Origin of the sequence: Citrobacter sp. wls718, from assembly GCF_005280945.1 — a bacterium.
Classification (GTDB): Bacteria; Pseudomonadota; Gammaproteobacteria; order Enterobacterales; family Enterobacteriaceae; genus Citrobacter; species Citrobacter gillenii.
In genome coordinates this window covers 33,730-52,259 of sequence record NZ_SZWV01000043.1, presented here as the reverse complement: position 1 = coordinate 52,259, position 18,530 = coordinate 33,730, and the positions used below count along the sequence as shown (strand labels likewise).

General features: G+C 56.6%; 8 protein-coding genes. 4 read left to right on the top strand and 4 right to left on the bottom strand.

The window, feature by feature from the left end; translation table 11 throughout:
• Positions 1-2,439: beta-galactosidase (locus FDW95_RS08370; protein WP_249358976.1), on the bottom strand; the 2,439-nt coding region annotated here is incomplete at its 3' end.
• Between the two features lie 154 nt (positions 2,440-2,593).
• Complete coding sequence (locus FDW95_RS08365) at positions 2,594-3,664, bottom strand: LacI family DNA-binding transcriptional regulator (RefSeq protein ID WP_115259312.1); 1,071 nt, start codon at positions 3,662-3,664, stop codon at positions 2,594-2,596.
• 174 nt (positions 3,665-3,838) lie between these two features.
• Between FDW95_RS08365 and FDW95_RS08360 the strand changes: the two genes are divergently transcribed.
• On the top strand, positions 3,839-4,447 hold the full coding sequence (locus tag FDW95_RS08360; protein WP_115259311.1) for a class I SAM-dependent methyltransferase: 609 nt from the start codon (positions 3,839-3,841) through the stop codon (positions 4,445-4,447).
• A 6-nt stretch (positions 4,448-4,453) separates the two neighbouring features.
• Here the strand turns inward: FDW95_RS08360 and FDW95_RS08355 are convergent, their stop codons facing one another.
• Together FDW95_RS08355 and FDW95_RS08350 are read right to left on the bottom strand one after the other, a co-directional pair.
• Complete coding sequence (locus FDW95_RS08355) at positions 4,454-5,407, bottom strand: helix-turn-helix domain-containing protein (protein ID WP_115259309.1); 954 nt, start codon at positions 5,405-5,407, stop codon at positions 4,454-4,456.
• A gap of 18 nt (positions 5,408-5,425) precedes the next feature.
• Positions 5,426-6,202: an MBL fold metallo-hydrolase gene (locus FDW95_RS08350; protein WP_115259307.1), complete on the bottom strand. Its 777-nt coding sequence runs from the start codon at positions 6,200-6,202 to the stop codon at positions 5,426-5,428.
• 343 nt (positions 6,203-6,545) lie between these two features.
• Here FDW95_RS08350 and FDW95_RS08345 point away from each other — a divergent pair, with 343 nt between their 5' ends.
• From FDW95_RS08345 to imm45, 3 genes are read left to right on the top strand one after another with little or no spacing between them, the layout of a single operon-like run.
• Complete coding sequence (locus tag FDW95_RS08345; protein ID WP_115259306.1) at positions 6,546-8,165, top strand: ShlB/FhaC/HecB family hemolysin secretion/activation protein; 1,620 nt, start codon at positions 6,546-6,548, stop codon at positions 8,163-8,165.
• Positions 8,166-8,177: 12 nt separating this feature from the next.
• Positions 8,178-18,218 (top strand): hemagglutinin repeat-containing protein, encoded by a 10,041-nt coding sequence (locus tag FDW95_RS08340; RefSeq protein WP_115259304.1) that lies wholly within the window; start codon positions 8,178-8,180, stop codon positions 18,216-18,218.
• Positions 18,218-18,529 carry an Imm45 family immunity protein gene (gene imm45 / locus FDW95_RS08335; RefSeq protein WP_115259302.1) on the top strand — a complete coding sequence of 104 codons (312 nt, stop codon included), beginning with the start codon at positions 18,218-18,220 and terminating at the stop codon, positions 18,527-18,529. Before FDW95_RS08340 ends, imm45 begins: the two co-directional genes overlap by 1 nt.
• Position 18,530: the final 1 nt, after the last annotated feature.

Genomic DNA, 18,530 nt, shown 5'->3' with positions numbered 1-18,530 from the left:
GCGTTCGACCCAGGCGTTAGGGTCGATGCGCGTCACTTCGCTGACGCCAATGTCGTTATCCAGCGGCGCGCGGGTGAACTGGTCAATGAGCGGGCTTAACAGTTGCGCGTCGCCGCCCAGCCAGTATTGCGTCAGCAATCCTGATTGACGGCAGAATTCCCAACGTTTATCGCTGACGGTCACCGCGAATGTATCGTCACTGACGGTGAGCTGTGGCATGGCGCTGGCGCGTGGGGGGAGCGTCAGGCTGAGTTTCTCTTCCAGCTTCCATTGCTGCCAGGCGCTGATATGCCCGGCGTCTGACCACGCGGTGGCCTGAGGTTGTTCCACGCGCACGGTCAGCCACAGCTGACCGGCGGTGTCCGGCATGGGGAGATCCGGCAGGGTAACCCGCTGACAACCCTGCGGGGCGATATCCAGCGTGACCTCGCCGGTGGCCAGCAGATTGCCGTCCTGGGCGACAGACCAGTGCAGGATTTCGTTATCGCTGTGGCGGAACAGGTATTCGCTGCGCACTTCAATCTGGCGTTCGTCGCCCGGCAACAGCGTAAACTGGAAAAACTGCTGCGCGTGTTTGGCTTCATACAGCGACGGATGCGGCGTGCGATCGGCAAATACCAGCCCGTCCATGCAGAACTGACGGTCATTCGGCGTGTCGCCAAAATCGCCGCCGTAGGCTGACCACGGGTTGCCGTTGTCGTCATATTTTGTCAGCGACTGATCGACCCAATCCCAGACAAACCCACCCTGCAGACGCGGATACTGACGGAATGCCTGCCAGTATTTGGCGTAACCCCCGAGACTGTTCCCCATCGCGTGGGCGTATTCGCAGAGGATCAGCGGGCGCTGCTCGCCGGGCATCGACAGCCATTTTTTGATAGACCATTTCGGTACCGCCGGGAAGGGTTGGTCCTGGTCAACGCGGGCATACATTGGGCAAATAATGTCGGTCGCAGCGGTATCCGCCCCGCCGCCTTCATACTGCACCGGGCGGGACGGGTCTTCGGATTTCAGCCAGCGGTAGAGAGCGTCGTGATTTACGCCGTGCCCGGATTCGTTGCCCAGTGACCAGATAATAATGCTCGGATGGTTGCGGTCGCGCTGCACCATGCGCGTCACGCGCTGGCTCATCGCCGGTAGCCAGGTGGGGTCATCGCTCAGACGGTTCATCGGCACCATGCCGTGGGTTTCGATATTGGCTTCATCCACCACGTACAGGCCGTAGCGGTCACACAGGGTGTACCACAACGGATGGTTTGGATAATGCGAGCAGCGCACGGCGTTAAAGTTGTTTTGCTTCATCAGGACGATGTCCTGCACCATCGTTTCTTCATCCATCACCTGACCGTTTTGTGGGTGATGTTCATGACGGTTGGCGCCGCGGATCAGCAGCGGCTGCCCATTGAGCAACAGCAGACCATTTTCAATGCTGACCTGGCGGAAGCCAACGTCGCAGGCTTCGGCTTCAATCAACGTGCCGTCGGCGGTATGTAGCAGCACTACCGCGCGGTACAGATTCGGGGTTTCAGCGCTCCACAGCGCCGGACGTTCAACGTTCAGGCGCAGAGTGGTGCGATCGGCATACGCGCCGCGCTCATCAATAATCTCACTACCAAAAGGCGAAGTGGCTTCATCGGTCAGCGTATCGCCTTGCCACAGTTGCAGCGTCACACGTAAATCATCGCGCGGCTCGCCCGCCATTCTGACGTCGGCTTCCAGCACCGCGCGGCTGAAATCATCGTTAAAACGGGTGTGGATACGCAGGTCGCGGATCTGCGTGTCCGGCTTATGCAGCAGCGAGACGTCGCGGAAGATACCGCTCATGCGCCACATGTCCTGATCTTCCAGATAGCTGCCGTCGCTCCAGCGCAGCACCATCACCGCCAGACGGTTTTCGCCGTCGCTCAGGAAATCACTGAGATCAAACTCGGACGGCAGGCGGCTGTCCTGCCCGTAGCCGACCCAGCGGCCATTGCACCACAGATGAAACGCTGAGTTCACGCCGTCAAAAATAATGCGCGTCTGTCCCGTCTGTCGCCACGCGGCATCCACTTTGAATGTGAGCGAGTAACATCCTGTCGGATTCTCCGTTGGAACGTGCGGCGGATTGACCGGGAACGGGTAGGTAATGTTGGAGTAGATCGGCGCATCGTAACCGTCCATTTGCCAGTTAGACGGTACGGTTACGCTATCGGCCTGCGGCAAATCGCCCGCAAGCCAGCTTTCCGGCACCGCTTCAGGTGAGGCAAACCAGGCAAACTTCCACTCACCGTTCAGCGACTGTAACTGTGCCGAATGGTGGTTGTTACGGGCGTCCTGCGCAGAGCGCCAGCTGCAAAACGGCGGGTGCGCTTCAAGACGATTAAGCTGAGTGACGCCGGGGTTTTCCCAGTCGCGACGTGCCAGTACGGCGGCGAGTGAATCCGTGTTCAGGGTCATGGCAGTATCCTGTGTAAATTTGTTATCCGCTCACAATTTAACTGAACATACGAGGATTGAGATTATCCTGTAAAGGATGGGGTGGGTAATCAGTGAGCTGACTCACAGTAATTCAGCTCAGTAACAGCAGATGTGAGCGCTCGCTGTGGAGACGTTACAGCCGAGAAACCTGACGTGCCAACTGCATCAGCGACTCCGCCAGCGCCTGCGGCGTTGCCTGTTGTCTGTTCGGGGGCAGCACCGTTTTACGCTCGACCAGCGTCACCGGCAGGAGTTGATTGCCGAGGCTCTCACCCTCCTGTGAAAGCTGCAGCAGTTTATCGACGCTGGTTTGCCCGAGCGTCGGAAAATCCTGCTTGATGGTCGTGAGTGGCGGGATATAACAGGAGCTGTCTTCGGTATCGTCGTAGCCAATCACCGAGATATCGGTCGCCACCCGCAGGCCGGACTCGCTGATGGCCCGCATCGCGCCCAGCGCCATTTGATCGTTGGCAACCAGCATGGCGGTTGGGATGATGCCGTCGTTCAGCATCTGCATGGTTTGTGTAAAGCCGGATATTGCGCTCCAGTCGCCTTCCAGTTCCGCGACGGGTTGCTGCTGATAGTGCGCCAGATACTTATGCCAGCCCGCATGCCGTAACCGCGCCGAGACTGAGCTGTGCGGTCCGGCCAGCAGGGCGATACGCTGATGCCCGTGCTGGACCAGGTGCTCAACGCCGAGGCGTGCGCCGTCATCATGGGAGAAAATCACGCTGTTAACCGGCGACTGGTCAGAGACGTCCAGAAATAGCACCGGCACCGTACCGCAGGCGGCGGCGACGGCAATTGCGTCGTCTTCATCCAGCGGATAGTTGATGATAAGCCCAGTCACCCGCTGGGAGAGCAGGTTATGCACCGCTGCTTTGCAGGCGTCTACGCCGCTACGCTCGACCATGGCGATCACCACGCTGGCCCCGGACTGGTCGGCACGGGATTTTATAGCCGCAACGATTTGCGAGGGCGCGTGCAGGGCAAGGTTCGCCGTCGCCACGCCAATCAATGGCGTTTGTTTACCGGCCAACTGCTGGGCAACGCGGTTGGGGATGTAATTGAGCTCCGCCATCGCGGCCTCAACTTTCTGACGGGTTTTGGCGGAAACGTGGCTGGCCTGATTCACGACGCGCGAGACGGTCTGGTAAGAGACACCTGCATGGTCTGCCACATCGTATAGCGTTACCGGTTTCACATTCTTCACCCTTCATTACGTTATCCACGCGCTATCATGCCACAGCGCGTAGGGTTTTGGCGTATTTGTGGTTGGGTTCTGCGAGGCGCATTCCAGGGCCAGTGACGCGTGATAGCGGGCATGGCGTCTTTATGCTTAACATGATGGCAGAACGAGTAAAACAGTGAGGAAATCGTGAGCGACTCTGCGGCCCAGAACATTCTGTCTATCTACCGACGCCATGCTGATGCCTTTGCCAGCCAGCGTTCACGCACGCTGTTTGAGAAACCGTGGCTGGATAAGTTCATCGCGGTAATGGGCGGGAAGGGCAGTATTGTGGATATCGGCTGTGGGAACGGTCAGCCGATTGCCGGGTATTTTATCCGGCAAGGCTTTCATCTAACTGGAGTGGATGGTTCCGCGGCGATGCTGGCGCGCGCCCGGCAATCTTTTCCCGACCAGTGCTGGCTGGAGCAGGATATGCGTGAGCTCGCGCCTGATAACACCTTTGATGGCCTGATTGCGTGGGACAGCTTTTTCCATTTACCCCAGCAGGACCAACACAGGATGTTCCCGATCTTTGACCAGCTCAGTCATCCCGGCAGCGCGCTGATGTTCACCAGCGGTACCGGAAACGGCATCGCAATGGGGCAATTTGAAGGTGAGCCGCTGTTTCATGCAAGCCTGGCGCCCGATGAGTACCGTGCATTGTTGTCCGCGCACGACTTTGAGGTCATAGACGTGATCATGGAAGACCCACAGTGCACCGGGCATACGGTGTGGCTGGCGCAAAAAAGAGGCTGAGCCTGTTTACGCTGCGCCGCGGAAGGTCTTGCGCCATTCAGCCGGGCTGACGCCGAAGTGGGCTTTAAAATGCTGGCGCCAGGTGACCGGAGAGAGAAAACCGACCTGTTCAGCAATACGTTCGACGGGTAACGAACTGGACTCCAGCAGCTCCTGGCTGCGTCGCAGGCGCTCGGTAATAAGCCATTCGGCCACGCTTGACCCGGTGGCCTTCATAAAATGGCGGGTTAGGGTGCGACGGCTCATCATCACCCGCTGCGCCAGCGTGTCGAGGTTATGCTGCTCGTGGAGGTGCTGGCGTAAATAATCGAGCAGGGTGTTAATGCGCTGATCCTGGGTATTTTTCGCCACCGGCTGCTCAATAAACTGCGCCTGTCCCCCTTCGCGGTGCGGTGGCACAATCATCCGTCGGGCAATCTGGTTCGCTACCGTGCTGCCAAAGTGCTGGCGGATGACGTACAAGCAGCAATCCAGTGCGGCGGCGGTACCTGCCGAGGTAATAATACCGTCGTCATCAACGTACAGGGCGTTGATATCCAGACGCGCCGCCGGGAAGCGCGTCTGAAAATCTTGCTCAAATTCCCAGTGCGTCGCGGCCCGCTTTCCGTCTAACAGGCCCGCGTAGCCGAGGACAAACGCGCCCAGACACAGCCCGACAATCTGTGCGCCGTTTTGCCGTGCGCAATTAAGGGCATTGAGCAGACCCTGCGGCGGGCGATGCCCGGTAGTGCCCCAGTAGGGGACCACCACAATATCGGCTGCCGTCACCGCCTCATAACCGTGAGAGGCGGTGACGGAGAAGCCATCCTGCGAAGAGACGATGCCGGGATTTTCGGCGCATATCTGCACCTCAAAGCGCTTTTTCGCCGCCATTTTGTCACTGAAAATTATGCACGGCACCGAAAAATGAAACGGGCTGAAATCTTCCACGGCGACAATGGCGACGGTAAGCGGGCGCATACGATTCCTCTGTTGGCATTAAAAGGTCAGGGTTTCCCCATCTTCCGGCACGTTGACGAATTGCGCAATCTGGTTGTCGAACGCATATTCTTTCAGCGCCGCGCGCGTCAGCAGGCAGTGGTTAATGGCTTCCATATGGGTCGCCACAATCTGCGCTTCAGGCAGCACAAAGTGGGTTTTTAGCACATCTTCCGCGCCCATAATGATCGGCCCAAAGCCGATGACGTGGGCAAAACCGGCGTTCAGTACCACGACATCAGGCTGGAAGGTCTGCATATTGGCCTCTACCTCATCGCGCCAGATAGTATCGCCAACCAGATACAGCGTTTTTTCTGCTGTATGCTGGAAGATAACTCCGCAGGCGTCACCCAGGCGTTCTGCCATTTGCGGCACGGCGTAGGCGCGATCCGACCCGTGCTGGCCGCCGGTTTTACGCAGGGTGATGTCCCCCAGCGCGGTATTTTCTGTCAATACGCTCAGTTGGGTGAACCCCTGTCCTCGCAGCACCTGCGCATCCTGATCATTTTGTACGTAGATCGGCTTGTCTTTCGGCACAACGCGCGCGGCAACCTCGTCCCAGTGATCCTCATGCAGATGGGTGACGATCAGCGCATCGACGTTAAGCAGGGTGTCGATGTCAACGGGCAGCTCCACGGTCGGATTGCGGATCTCTGCGCGTGCCGTTCCGGCAAAACCCGGATACGCACCTTTCGGGGCCAGCATTGGATCAACGAGGAAGGTCTTGCCGCCAAAGGTGATGTGCAGTGTGGCATTACGGATTTGCGTGATGTTCATGGTGTTTGCTCCACGTGTTGGGTCAGTGGTGTCATCCTGGAGTGTTGTCCAGAAGATGAATGTGGGCAAATGGGCGACTAGCGATGGGATTGGGCCAATCGCTGGGAAAATAAAGCCCTCCAGGTGAAAACTTGATATTTAAGCCGGGCACTTTTCCTAAAAAGCAATAGGAAAACGGTTACAAACTGAATATCACTGTGTCATTTATTTACATTTTGTGCCTTTTAACCTAGTTTGCTCATTTTTTAACAGCCATGATGGGTTATGGAAAGTGGGGCTGCGGGTGAAGATCAGGGACGTCGGGATTACTTTTTTACTGTCAGGGTGGGCTCTGTCATTGACCATGACGGGGCACGCTGCGCCTTTATCACCTGCCGATCGCAGTTCAGTTCAGCAACAGCAGCAGCAATTACTTGATGAGAACCAGCGTCAGCGCGAAGAGTTAGGCCGTAGCGTTGTCCTCCCTCAATCGGAAAAAGCAACGCTTCCTGCCACGCCCTCTGGGGCCTGTTTTACGACCTCTCGTATCGATATTGAGGGCGCAAGCCAGTTATCACCCAAAGCCGCCAGAAAACTAACCGCACCGTGGGTAAATCAGTGTCTGGACATCGCTCGCCTGACGGCGCTGACGAACGCGATTTCTGACTGGTACATCAGCCGCGGTTTTATCACCAGCCGTGCTTTTTTAACCGAGCAGGATCTCTCCTCCGGTGTGCTGCGCATTACGGTACTTGAGGGAAAATTGCAGGAGATTCGTCTCGAAGGTGTCCCGTCACGCACGCTGAAAATGACCTTTCCTGGGCTGGAAGGAAAGATTCTCAATCTGCGCGATATTGAACAGGGTATGGAGCAATTGAACCGGGTTCGCCAGACGCCGGTTGAAATAGAAATTTTACCTGGCAGCCAACAAGGCTTCTCGATAGTAAACCTGACGGCTGCGCCTGAATCGCCGCTTACTGGCTCAGTCAGTTTTGATAACAGCGGGCAAAAGAGTACCGGAACGGGGCAACTGAGCGGGGCGTTATTTGCCAATAACCCGTTCGGCCTGGCGGATAAATGGTTTATCAGCGGTGGGCGCAGCAGCGATTTTTCCAGCAGTAAAGATGCGCAGAACGTTGCCGCGGGCGTGAGCATTCCTTACGGCTACGGGCTATTTGATTACAACTACAGCTGGAGTAATTACCTCAGCACCATTGATAACAATGGCTATGCCTGGCGTTCAACTGGCGACAGCGAAACCCATCGTCTGACCGGCACCTGGGGGCTGTTTCGCAATGGTGATATCAAAACCGCGGCAGCGCTGGGCCTGACGCATCGAATTAACCGTAACAAATTGAATGATGTCCTGTTGGAAACCAGTAGCCGCAAGCTTTCCAGTATTTCGCTGGGTATCAACCATACGCAAAAAATCGCCTCCGGCGTTGCCACGCTTAACCCCACGTTTACCCAGGGTGTGCCGTGGTTTGGCGCAGAGAATGACAATAATAAACAGGGTGATGTCCCGAAGGCCGAATTTCGCAAATGGAGCGCTAGCGGCAGCTTTCAACGCCCATTGACAGAGAATCTGTGGTGGCTGAGCAGCGTCTATTTTCAGTGGTCACCGGACCGCCTTTATGGCAGCGAGCGCCTGACGCTGGGCGGTGAAACGTCAGTACGTGGCTTTAAAGAACAATACATTTCCGGGGACAACGGCGGTTACTGGCGCAACGAAGTGAATTATTCGCTCTTTACGCTGCCGGTATTTGGGCAGATTGGCGCGATGGCGGCATTCGACGGCGGCTGGCTGAAACAGGATGGCGTTGATAGCTATGCCTCCGGCACGTTGTGGGGCGCTGCGCTGGGATTAACCAGTTCAGGGCGCTGGTTCTCCAGTCAGTTTACCGTTGGAACGCCGGTGAAGTACCCGGACTGGCTGGCACCGGATCATCTCAATATTTATTACCGCGTGGCCGTGGCATTTTAAGGAAGCAGGATAATGACAAAGGATCAGATTCGTTTCTCTCAGCGTGTACTTAGTGGGGTATTGAGCGCCCTGTTGGCCACGCAGCCGCTGTTTCCGGCCATTGCCGCCACCATCACCCCTGTCGGCAATACGCAAATGGATAAGGCGGCCAACGGTGTTCCGGTAGTGAACATCGCTACGCCGAACGCGTCCGGGATTTCACACAACAAATATAACGACTACAACGTGGGAAAAGAGGGGCTGATTCTTAACAACGCCACCGGGCAATTAAATCAGACCCAGCTTGGCGGCATTATCCAGAACAACCCGAACCTGCGTTCAGGAAAAGAAGCGACAGGGATCATCAACGAAGTTACCGGGAATAGCCGTTCACAGCTCCAGGGCTATACCGAAGTAGCGGGGAAAGCCGCCAACGTCATGGTCGCCAACCCTTATGGCATTACCTGTAACGGGTGCGGATTTATCAACACGCCTAACGCCACCCTGACTACCGGTAAACCGGTGTTAGATGCTAACGGTAATCTGCAGTCGCTGGATGTAAGCAAAGGCAGCATTACCATCGAAGGCAAAGGGCTGGATGGTAGCCAGAGCGATGCGGTGTCGATTATTGCCCGCGCCACGGAAATTAACGCGGCACTGCATGCAAAAAATCTCAGTGTGATAGCCGGAGCTAACCGCATAACGGCGAAGGGGCAGGTGAGTCAACTGCAAGGCGAAGGGGATGTACCGAAAATCGCGGTAGATACCGGTGCGCTAGGCGGAATGTATGCCAACCGGATCCGTCTGGTTTCCAGCGAGAAAGGTTTGGGGGTCAACCTCGGGAATCTGAACGCCCGTCAGGGTGATATCACGCTTGATGCAAATGGAAAATTAACCGTTAAGTCCAGCCTGGCCAGTGGGGCTGTTTCCATGAAAGGGCAAGAGGTTGCGCTTTCTGGCGATCATAAAGCGGGGGATAATTTATCCATCACCAGTCAGGGTGCTATCGCCCTGACTGATAGCGCCCTGGTCAGTGATAAAAACCTGCAGCTTACTGCGCAAGGAACGCTGGTGCAGAATGGCGGCGCGCTTACTGCGGGTCAGGATATTGTGCTGACGGCCGGCGATATAGCCCAGCAGCGTGCGGCGCAAATAGATGCCGCTGGAAATGTTTCGCTGACCGGGCGCAATCATGTTGCCACGCAGGGAACGGTCACTGCCGGAAAACAGCTGAGTGTGAAGGCGGATTCGCTGAGTAACAGCGGCCAATGGAGTGCGGGGGATGCTTCCCGTATTCAGGGCGGCAGCGTGACCAACAGCGGTGTGATGCAGGGGAAATCGCTGGATATTGCCGCCACGCGTGATGTTGATCTTAGTGGTCAGCTCAATGCGGCAGATACGCTGACGATTAAAGGCCAGCGTATCTCTACAGCCACGGATGCTCAGGTGCAAAGTGGGAAGAATATCGCCCTGCAAGCCGAGACGGTAAATCTGAACGGCACCCACGCGGCGAAAAATGACCTGACCGTGATGGCAAACACCCTCACCCATGACGGAAAATCGAGTGCCACGCAGATGAACCTGAACGTGGCGCAAACAATCACTCAAAACGGCACGCTGTTGGCAGACAACCTCAGTCTCGACAGCCAGCATATTGCTAACAGCGGCCTGCTGCAGGGTAACGCGGCGTTGAATCTGCGTACCGATAATCTGCAAAACCTGAGCGGCGGTACGATCTACAGCCTTACTGCTCTGGCGCTGGACATTCCGTACCTGACTAACGACGGGATTATTGCTACCGATGGCGATCTGCGCCTTGGTGGTCTTCAGTTGATTAACGCTGGCGACATTCAGGCCGACACGCTTGAGCTGCAACTGCGCGACGCGATAAATAATTCTGGGCGTCTGCTCGCGCACCAGAGTGCGCAACTCACGGCGCAAACGCTGGAAAATAGCGGCATGCTGGTGGCGAATACTATCACTCTCGAAGGAAACACTGTTCAGAACGGTGGTCTGGTTCAGGGGAATGACAGCGCATTGATTTCTGCGGGTGCTCTGACGACGGAGACGACGGGGCAATGGCTAACCGGTAATGCGCTGATGGTGAACGCGGGTACGGTAGAGCACGCCGGGGTGATGCAGGGGAATACCCTTACATTGACAGCCGATGCGCTGAATAACAGCGGTGTGCTCAACGGTTTACGTGGCCTGGAAGGGATAGTGACCGGGCAACTGACCAACGTCGGACAAATTCAAAGCGGCGGCGGACTCTCGCTAACCGCAAACGACCTGATCAGCGCCGGGCGTATCGTGGGGGATTCGCTCATGCTTGCGGCAACGACGCTGCGCAACAATGGCTTGTGGCAGGGCGCGAACGGACTGGCTTTACGCGGCGATACGCTTAGCACAGGCTCGACGTCTCTGACGCTGAGCGGCGGCGTGCTGACCGTTGATGTCGGTACGATGATTACGCAAGGTACGTTACAGGGACAACAGGTCGCGGTGACGTCTGATAACTGGCAGCACGCGGGTTCGTTGGTCAGCCTTGGTGCGCTGACGGCTGACATCAGTAACAGATTTGCCCTGCCGGGCGAATTGATGAGTCAGGGAGCCATGTCGTTAGCTGCACAGCAGTTGAATAATGCCGGAAACATCCTCAGTGAAAGTGACATTACGCTTGATGGTCAGCAGCTTACAAACACTGGGGTGGTACAGGGAAATACCCTGACGCTAAGCCAGGATCGTATTCATAACCAGGGCGTATTGATTGGTCTGCAAAGCCTGACGGTAGCAGCCCCGCAGCAGGAACTGATGAATGCGGCGGGCGGGTCGCTGCTAACTCAGGGAATGCTGAAAGTGACGTCCGGGGATGTGACCAACGCAGGAACGTGGCAGGGGCAGTCGATTCTGCTCAATGCGCAGTCGCTGATTAACAGCGGAGCAATCCAAAGCGCAGACGCGCTACAGCTTATGCTCGTCAAAAATCTCACGTCTGCCGAGGGCAGCAAAGTCACCGCCCTCGGCAATGCCACGCTACAGGCGCTATCCCTGACGAATAACGGGCAATGGGCGGCGAGTCATTTGACGTTAAACGGAACAACGCTGGATAACGCCGGGGCAATCAGCGGGGTCAATGGCCTGACGTTAGCCATGAATGGCGCGGTCAGCCAACAGGCGTCGGGCAGTATGCTCACCGGCGGCGCATTGGATCTCAATGCGGCATCGGTGGCTAACGCGGGCAGCATTCAGGGGACGACGCTAAATATAACGTCCGGCGCGTTAACCAATGGCGGACGCCTGCAGGGGGATAATGACGCCACGCTGGCGCTGAGCGGTGACCTGACGAACCTGGCGGGTGGTGAAATTGTCAGCCGTCAGGGACTGACGATTGCCACGCCCGTACTGTTTAACTACGGCGTGATTCAGGGCGTGGGCAACACGCGTCTTAACGCCACAACCCGAGCGCTGAACGAGGGGCAGCTGCTTTCCGGCGCCGAGTTGAGACTCACCACGCCGCAGTATTCCGGCGCGGGCTGGCTACAGGCGACAAATCTCATTCTGAATGCGGCAACGGCCACCAACAACGGGAACTGGCTTGCCGACAGCGCAACGCTGACGGGCAGTCAGTTCACTAACCAGGGGACGACGCAGGCGGGACAACTGACGCTCAATTACCAGCAGTTGACCAATAACGGTACGGTGTTAGGAACGTCCCAACTGACCGTTAATGCCGATCGGGTGAGCCAGAATACGGCTGGCAAACTGTTCAGCGGTGGCGATTTGACTCTCAATAGCCAATCTCTGGACGCCTTCGGGCAGGTGGTTGCGCTGGGTAATCTGACGCTGAAACTGGTGAATGCGTTCACCGCCAACAGTACGCTTGCTGCGGGCAACACGCTCACTGTTAACAGCGAGGGTGCCATCGACAACCGCAATGTCATGCAGGGGCAGGTGGTAAACCTGACCGCGGGCGGGCAGTTGAGCAACAATGGGCAAATTACCACCGGCAGCGGTACGAGCAGCCTCAGCGGCAGCAACGTGGCGCTTAATGCCGCCGGAACGGTACAGGGTGGGGGTGACATCATGGTCACCAGTCGCGACACTATTACCGTAGACGGTTTTACCGGCACGCGCGGAACGCTCACGCTCAATACACCAGGGGCGATCATCAACACTGCGCTGCTGTATGCGGCAAATAACATGGCGCTGTATGCCGACTCTATCACCAATCAGCGCGGCGATATTCTTGCGGGCAACAGCCTGTGGATGCAGAAGGATGCTGCGGGAAATGCCAACCGCGAGGTCATCAACACCTCCGGCACCATCGAGACGCAGAGCGGCGATATCACGATTAAAACCGGACATCTTCTGAACCAGAGGGACGGGCTGGTGGTAAGTAATGGTAACACTGAAGATCTGACACAACAGTATGCATGGCTGAATGAGGGATATGCCGACATTCCTCTGTCAGAACTTATTCTGGGAACTGACTACGGCTATGTTGTTAGTCGATCCTGCAGCGGAGGCGGTAGCCCAGGGCACGGCGCAGGCCCAAACTGTAGCGATGTCGCAATACCCCTGGCGATGAAAAACAGCCCTGCGAAAGAGATCGCTATTTCACGTTCTACCCTTTCAGTCTCCGCAAACGGCGGTGCCGGGCGCATCAGCGCCGCGCGCGGGATGGTAATCCAGGCAGATCATCTGGAAAATAATGCCAGCACGCTGCTTGCGGGTGGGGATATGTCCCTTTCCGGTTCAATCCTGCAAAATCAGTCCTGGACTGACGGTACAATCACCCGTTATCGGACGTATGTTGCTGAGCAATCAGGTTTTACCTGGAAGACCCCTGCCGCTTCGGTAGACGCGGATAGATATAATAGCGGCCCGATTCACTATATCGCTCAGGGTAATGACCGGGAGGAAACCTCTGGAGGAACGGCATACCGCGCTGTTATTCAGTCTGGCGGAACAATTCTGGCTAATTTTTCGCAGGATATCAGCAATACCACAACCACCCCGAGTGCGGGTGGGGCGATAAATACCCTCGTTACCCCAACCCTGAATACTCTCAGCAACCAGACCATCGACGCCGGGGTGCAAAAGCAGACACTGGCAGATAGTGAAGCGGTTAGCGTTAATTCGCCGCAGTGGAACGATCAACTGCAAGATGCCCTGCAGCAGATTAACGGCGGTACGCTGGATGCCGGGAATGTCGCGGATACAACGCTGGACACCGTCTCTACCGATAAGAACAGCCAGATTAATCAGGGGGAAGCGGTGGATACCAGCGCGTATCCATTGCCTTTTGGTCAAAACGGCTACTTTGTTGTCTCTGACGATCCGCAAAGCCCGTACCTGATCAACATTAATCCTAAGCTTAACGGCCTGGGGCAGTTGGATCCGGCTCTGTTTGCCGAGTTGAACGTACTGCTGGGGATTACGCCTGGCGATGCCCCACGTGAAACCAACCGTGCGTATACCGATCAAAATCAGTTCCTCGGATCGGCGTATATGCTGGACCGTCTCAACCTGAATCCGGAATACGATTACCGTTTTCTCGGTGACGCGGCGTTCGATACCCGTTACGTCAGTAATGCGATGCTGAATCAGACAGGAAGCCGTTATATCAACGGTATAGGTTCCGATCTGGATCAAATGCGTTATCTGATGGACAGCGCCGCCAGCGCACAGCAGTCGCTGGGGCTGAAATTTGGCGTGGCCCTGACGGCGGAGCAAATTGCCTCTCTTGAGCAGAGCATGCTGTGGTGGGAAGCGGCGACCGTCAACGGTGAAACGGTGATGATACCGAAGCTCTATCTGTCGCCGAAGGATATCACCGTCAATAACGGGAGCGTCATCTCTGGAAATAACGTCCAGCTGGCAGGCGGTACTATCACTAACACCGGCAGTACTCTGCTGGCGAATAACACCCTGACCCTCGATAGCCAGAATAGCATTAACAATCTCAACAATGGCCTGATGCAGGCCGGGGGCAACCTCGACCTGAGCGCTATTGGTGATATCAATAACATCAGCGCCGCTATTAGCGGAAAAACGGTTCAACTGGCAAGTCTCGACGGCAGCATTAATAACCTGACGCAGGTGGAGCAGATTGACATCAATGCGTGGGATAAATACGGCAATGTGAGTTTTAAAGACACGCTGCTGGGCACGACGGCGTCGATTACCGCACAGGATGGGCTGTCGCTCTCGGCAGGCAAGAATATCACCGTCACGGGCGCAACGCTTTCGGCGGGCGATTCACTGCAGATGAATGCCGCGGGAGATATTGCGGTGAATGCGAATCACATTAACGATGCGCAGAGCCATGCCGGACGCTGGACTGACGAGACCAGCCGTTCATCACAAGGCTGGCAGGGAAGCAGCATCAGCGCAGGAGGGGACCTTGGCATCAATGCCGGGAATAATCTCAACCTGACGGCAAGCGACGTGAACGCTGGCGGTAGTGCGGTGCTGACTGCGGGTAACGATCTCAACCTGAATGCGGCCACCACGCACGAGAACAGCCGCGACGGGGGCAGTGAATCGCACCGTTCCGGGCTGGATCGCACCACTATTTCTGCGGGCGATAACCTGGTCCTGATCGCGGGTCAGGATATTAACGCCCACGCTGCTGGCCTGGCGGCGGAAAATGATGTGGGTCTGCAGGCCGGACGCGATGTCAATTTGCTGGCCGAGGCCACGGCCGAAGGCGACAGTTACCACGCGAAGAAAAAAACCATCATCAATGAGTCCGTGCGCCAGCAGGGAACGGAAGTTGCCAGCGGTGGCGACACGGTCATTATCGCCGGGCGCGATGTGAATGCGGAGGCAACCGATGTGATTGCTCAGGGGGATATCGGCGTAGCGGCGGGCCGGGATGTGAATCTCATTACGGCGACGGAAAGTGACTACCACTACGAAGAAACCACCAAAACCAAAAAAGGATTCCTCAATAAAAAGACCACTCACACGATTGAGGAGGACAGCGCCACGCGTGAAAAAGGCGCGTTACTGAGCGGTGACAATGTGACTGTAGCTGCCGGGAACAACATTCTGGTACAGGGCTCAGCCGTCGTCGGTGATGGCGATGTGGCGCTCGGTGCCGGAAACAACGTCGATATTATTGCCGCAACCAATACCGACACCGCATGGCGATTTAAAGAAACGAAAAAAAGCGGCGTGATGGGAACAGGCGGCATCGGTTTTTCCATCGGCAGCAGTAAAACCACGCATGATTTGCGCGAGCAGGGCACCACCCAGAGCGAGAGCTTCAGCACGGTCGGGTCAACCGGCGGCAACGTCAGCATTACCGCCGGTCAGCAGGTGCATATCGGCGGTGCGGATATCATCGCACAGAAAGATATTGCCGTGCTCGGCGACAGCGTGGTGATTGAGCCCGGCCATGACAAACGTACCCGCGATGAGACGTTTGAGCAGAAGAGCAGCGGCTTGACGGTGGCGCTGTCAGGTGCAGCAGGCAGCGCAGTAAACAGCGCGGTGCAAACCTCACAGGATGCTAAGGGGGAGAGCGATGACCGTCTGGCGGCGCTGCAGGCCACCAAAGCGGTGCTTTCTGGCGCGCAGGCGGTGCAGGCGGCAGCGGTTGCCCGGGCCAGCGACAAAGCGGACAGCGGGCTGGGTATCAGCGTCTCGCTGACGTCGCAGAGCGCCAAATCTGAACAGCATACTCAGACGGATACCGTGACGGGCAGCACCCTGAATGCCGGGAATAACCTGATTATCGCCGCTACGGGCAGCGGCCAAAGCGGCAACAGCGGCGACATCCTGATCGGCGGCAGCCAGATAAAGGCGGGCGGGGACACCACGCTGGTGGCGGCGAACGATATTGTGCTGAGCGGTGCGGCAAACACCCAGCAGACGACCGGTACAAACAGCAGCAGCGGGGGCGGGGTGGGCGTCGGTATCGGCGTCAACGCAGACAGTTACGGCATCAGCGTCTTCGCCAACGTCAACGGCGCAAAAGGCAGTGAAAAGGGCAACGGCACGGCGTGGACGGAGACCACGCTGGACAGCGGCGGTACGGTTTCGCTGGTCAGCGGGCGTGACGCCATCCTGAACGGGGCGCAGGTCAGCGGTGACAGCGTGGTGGCTGACATCGGTGGCGACCTGTGGATGAGCAGCGCCCAGGACAGCAATGACTACCGGTCGAAGCAGAGCAGCGCGGCGGCCGGAGGCAGCTTTACCTACGGCAGCATGTCCGGCTCAGGCTATATCAGCGCCAGCCAGGACCAGATGAAGAGCGACTACGCCTCGGTGCAGGAGCAGACAGGGCTGTTTGCCGGCGACGGCGGATTTGACGTGACAGTGGGCGGGCACACGCAGCTGGACGGCGCGGTAATCGCTTCGACGGCGACGGCGGATAAAAACAGTCTGGACACAGGGACGCTGGGTTTCAGGGATATTCATAACGAAGCGGACTTTACGGTCAGCCATGCGGGAGCCAGCGTGAGCGCTGGCGGTGGAGACACGGGCGGCGGGTTCAAAGGCAACATGCCGGTCGGGATGGTCACGGTCGGGGGCAACAGCGGTCATGCGGAAGGGACGACGCAGGCGGCGGTTGCGGCAGGAACGGTGACGGTTCGCGACACGGCGAATCAGCAGCAGGATGTGGCGGGTCTGAGCCGTGATACGGAGCATGCGAACGACAGCATCAGCCCGATTTTTGACAAAGAGAAAGAGCAGAAGCGGCTGCAGGAAGTGAGCCACATCGGGGATATCGGCAGCCAGGCGGCGGATATCGCGCGGACGCAGGGGGAGCTGAATGCGCTGGAGGAAGCGCGGAAGGTTTACCCGGATAAAACGGCGGAAGAGCTGAAAGAGACGCAGACCTGGCGTGATGCACAGGCAGAATATGGTACAGGGAGTGATTTTCAGCGTGGTATTCAGGCGGCGACGGCAGCGCTTCAGGGGCTGGCGGGCGGAGATGCCGGCGCGGCGCTGGCGGGGGCATCGGCTCCGTACCTGGCGAATATTATTGGTCATGATTCAGGATTAAGCGATGATGCGGCGCTGATAGCGCATGCGATACTGGGTGGCGCGGCAGCGGCGATGCAGGGAAACAGCGCGGCGGCGGGAGCGGCAGGGGCTGTCACGGGCGAGCTGGCGGCGAAAGCGATAATGGAGGTGATGTACCCGGATAAGCGGGTCAGTGAGCTGAGCGAAGCGGAAAAGCAGACCATCGGCATGCTGGCGAGTCTGTCCGCGGGAATGGCGGGCGCTCTGGCGGGAGACAGTACGTCGTCTGCGGCAGCGGGCGCGCAGGCCGGGAAGAATGCGGTTGAGAATAACTCGCTGAGTGGTGACCAGGCTCGTGCAGCGGCGAAACAGGCTGCTGAATCCCTGAAAAATCAGGTCAGGGAGAAGCTGGGCGAAGGTACAACGTCTGCCATTGCGAATGCCATCATCAATGGTCTTGCTGATACGGGTGATGCAGCATTAGGTTCAGCAGACTATGCTGCTGATGCGGCCATGGCGCTGGCAGCCTGTGCTGCGGGTGACAGCTACTGCAGCAAAGCGATGAGCGACCTGGCCGGGAAGAATCAGGCGGTGGCGGATACGGTTACTGCTCTGATGAAAAGCGAAACCTGGTCTGCGGTTGCGGATACGGTCAAACAGGCGGCTGGCGGAAATCAGGCGGCGCTGGAAGCGACAGGTGGTTTGCTGGCTGGCATTATATTGCCCGGTAAGAAATTACCAAATGCTGGAAAATTGGTTGATCCAACTGTAAAAATTGCTACTGGGAATACTGTTGGTGCTTTCGAAGCGAACCTGTCCAAGCTTCCACCAGGAGAACGAGTAGCTATTGTAAAAGAAACAGTTAATAAAGTTATCGTTGAACAAGGCATGGTGAAAGACAATAGGTTGACCAAACTAAACAATCGAGATGTCTATCGAGGAGTTGATGGAAATTTATATGCGCTTGATACTCAGCATGGGCGATTTGAGGCTGTTAGCCCAAAAGGTAAGCATTTGGGCGAAGTTGATTTCTCTATGCAAAAAATCCCTAACAGCATAGATAAGTCAGGTGGTCATGATCTTAAGGTGAAATAATGAAACTTATTGATTATAAAAACAAATCCATTAAACGAGGAACTGTCTTTAGGTTACCTGCTGTTTGGCCATATGAAGAATGGGTTGACTTTATGGTCATAGATTTATTTGAAACTCATGGTTTAGTTGTATCTTCTGGTCACAAAGCTGGCTTGATTTTGATATCTTTACCCATCGAAAGTGCGTCAACCGAAGGTAGAGCATTAAGTACAGAATGGATTATTACCAATTGGGCCAAATGGATTTATCCTGACTGTCATGTTGAACATGTTCATATACTTGATGAATATGTAGCAACACCCATTGAATAAA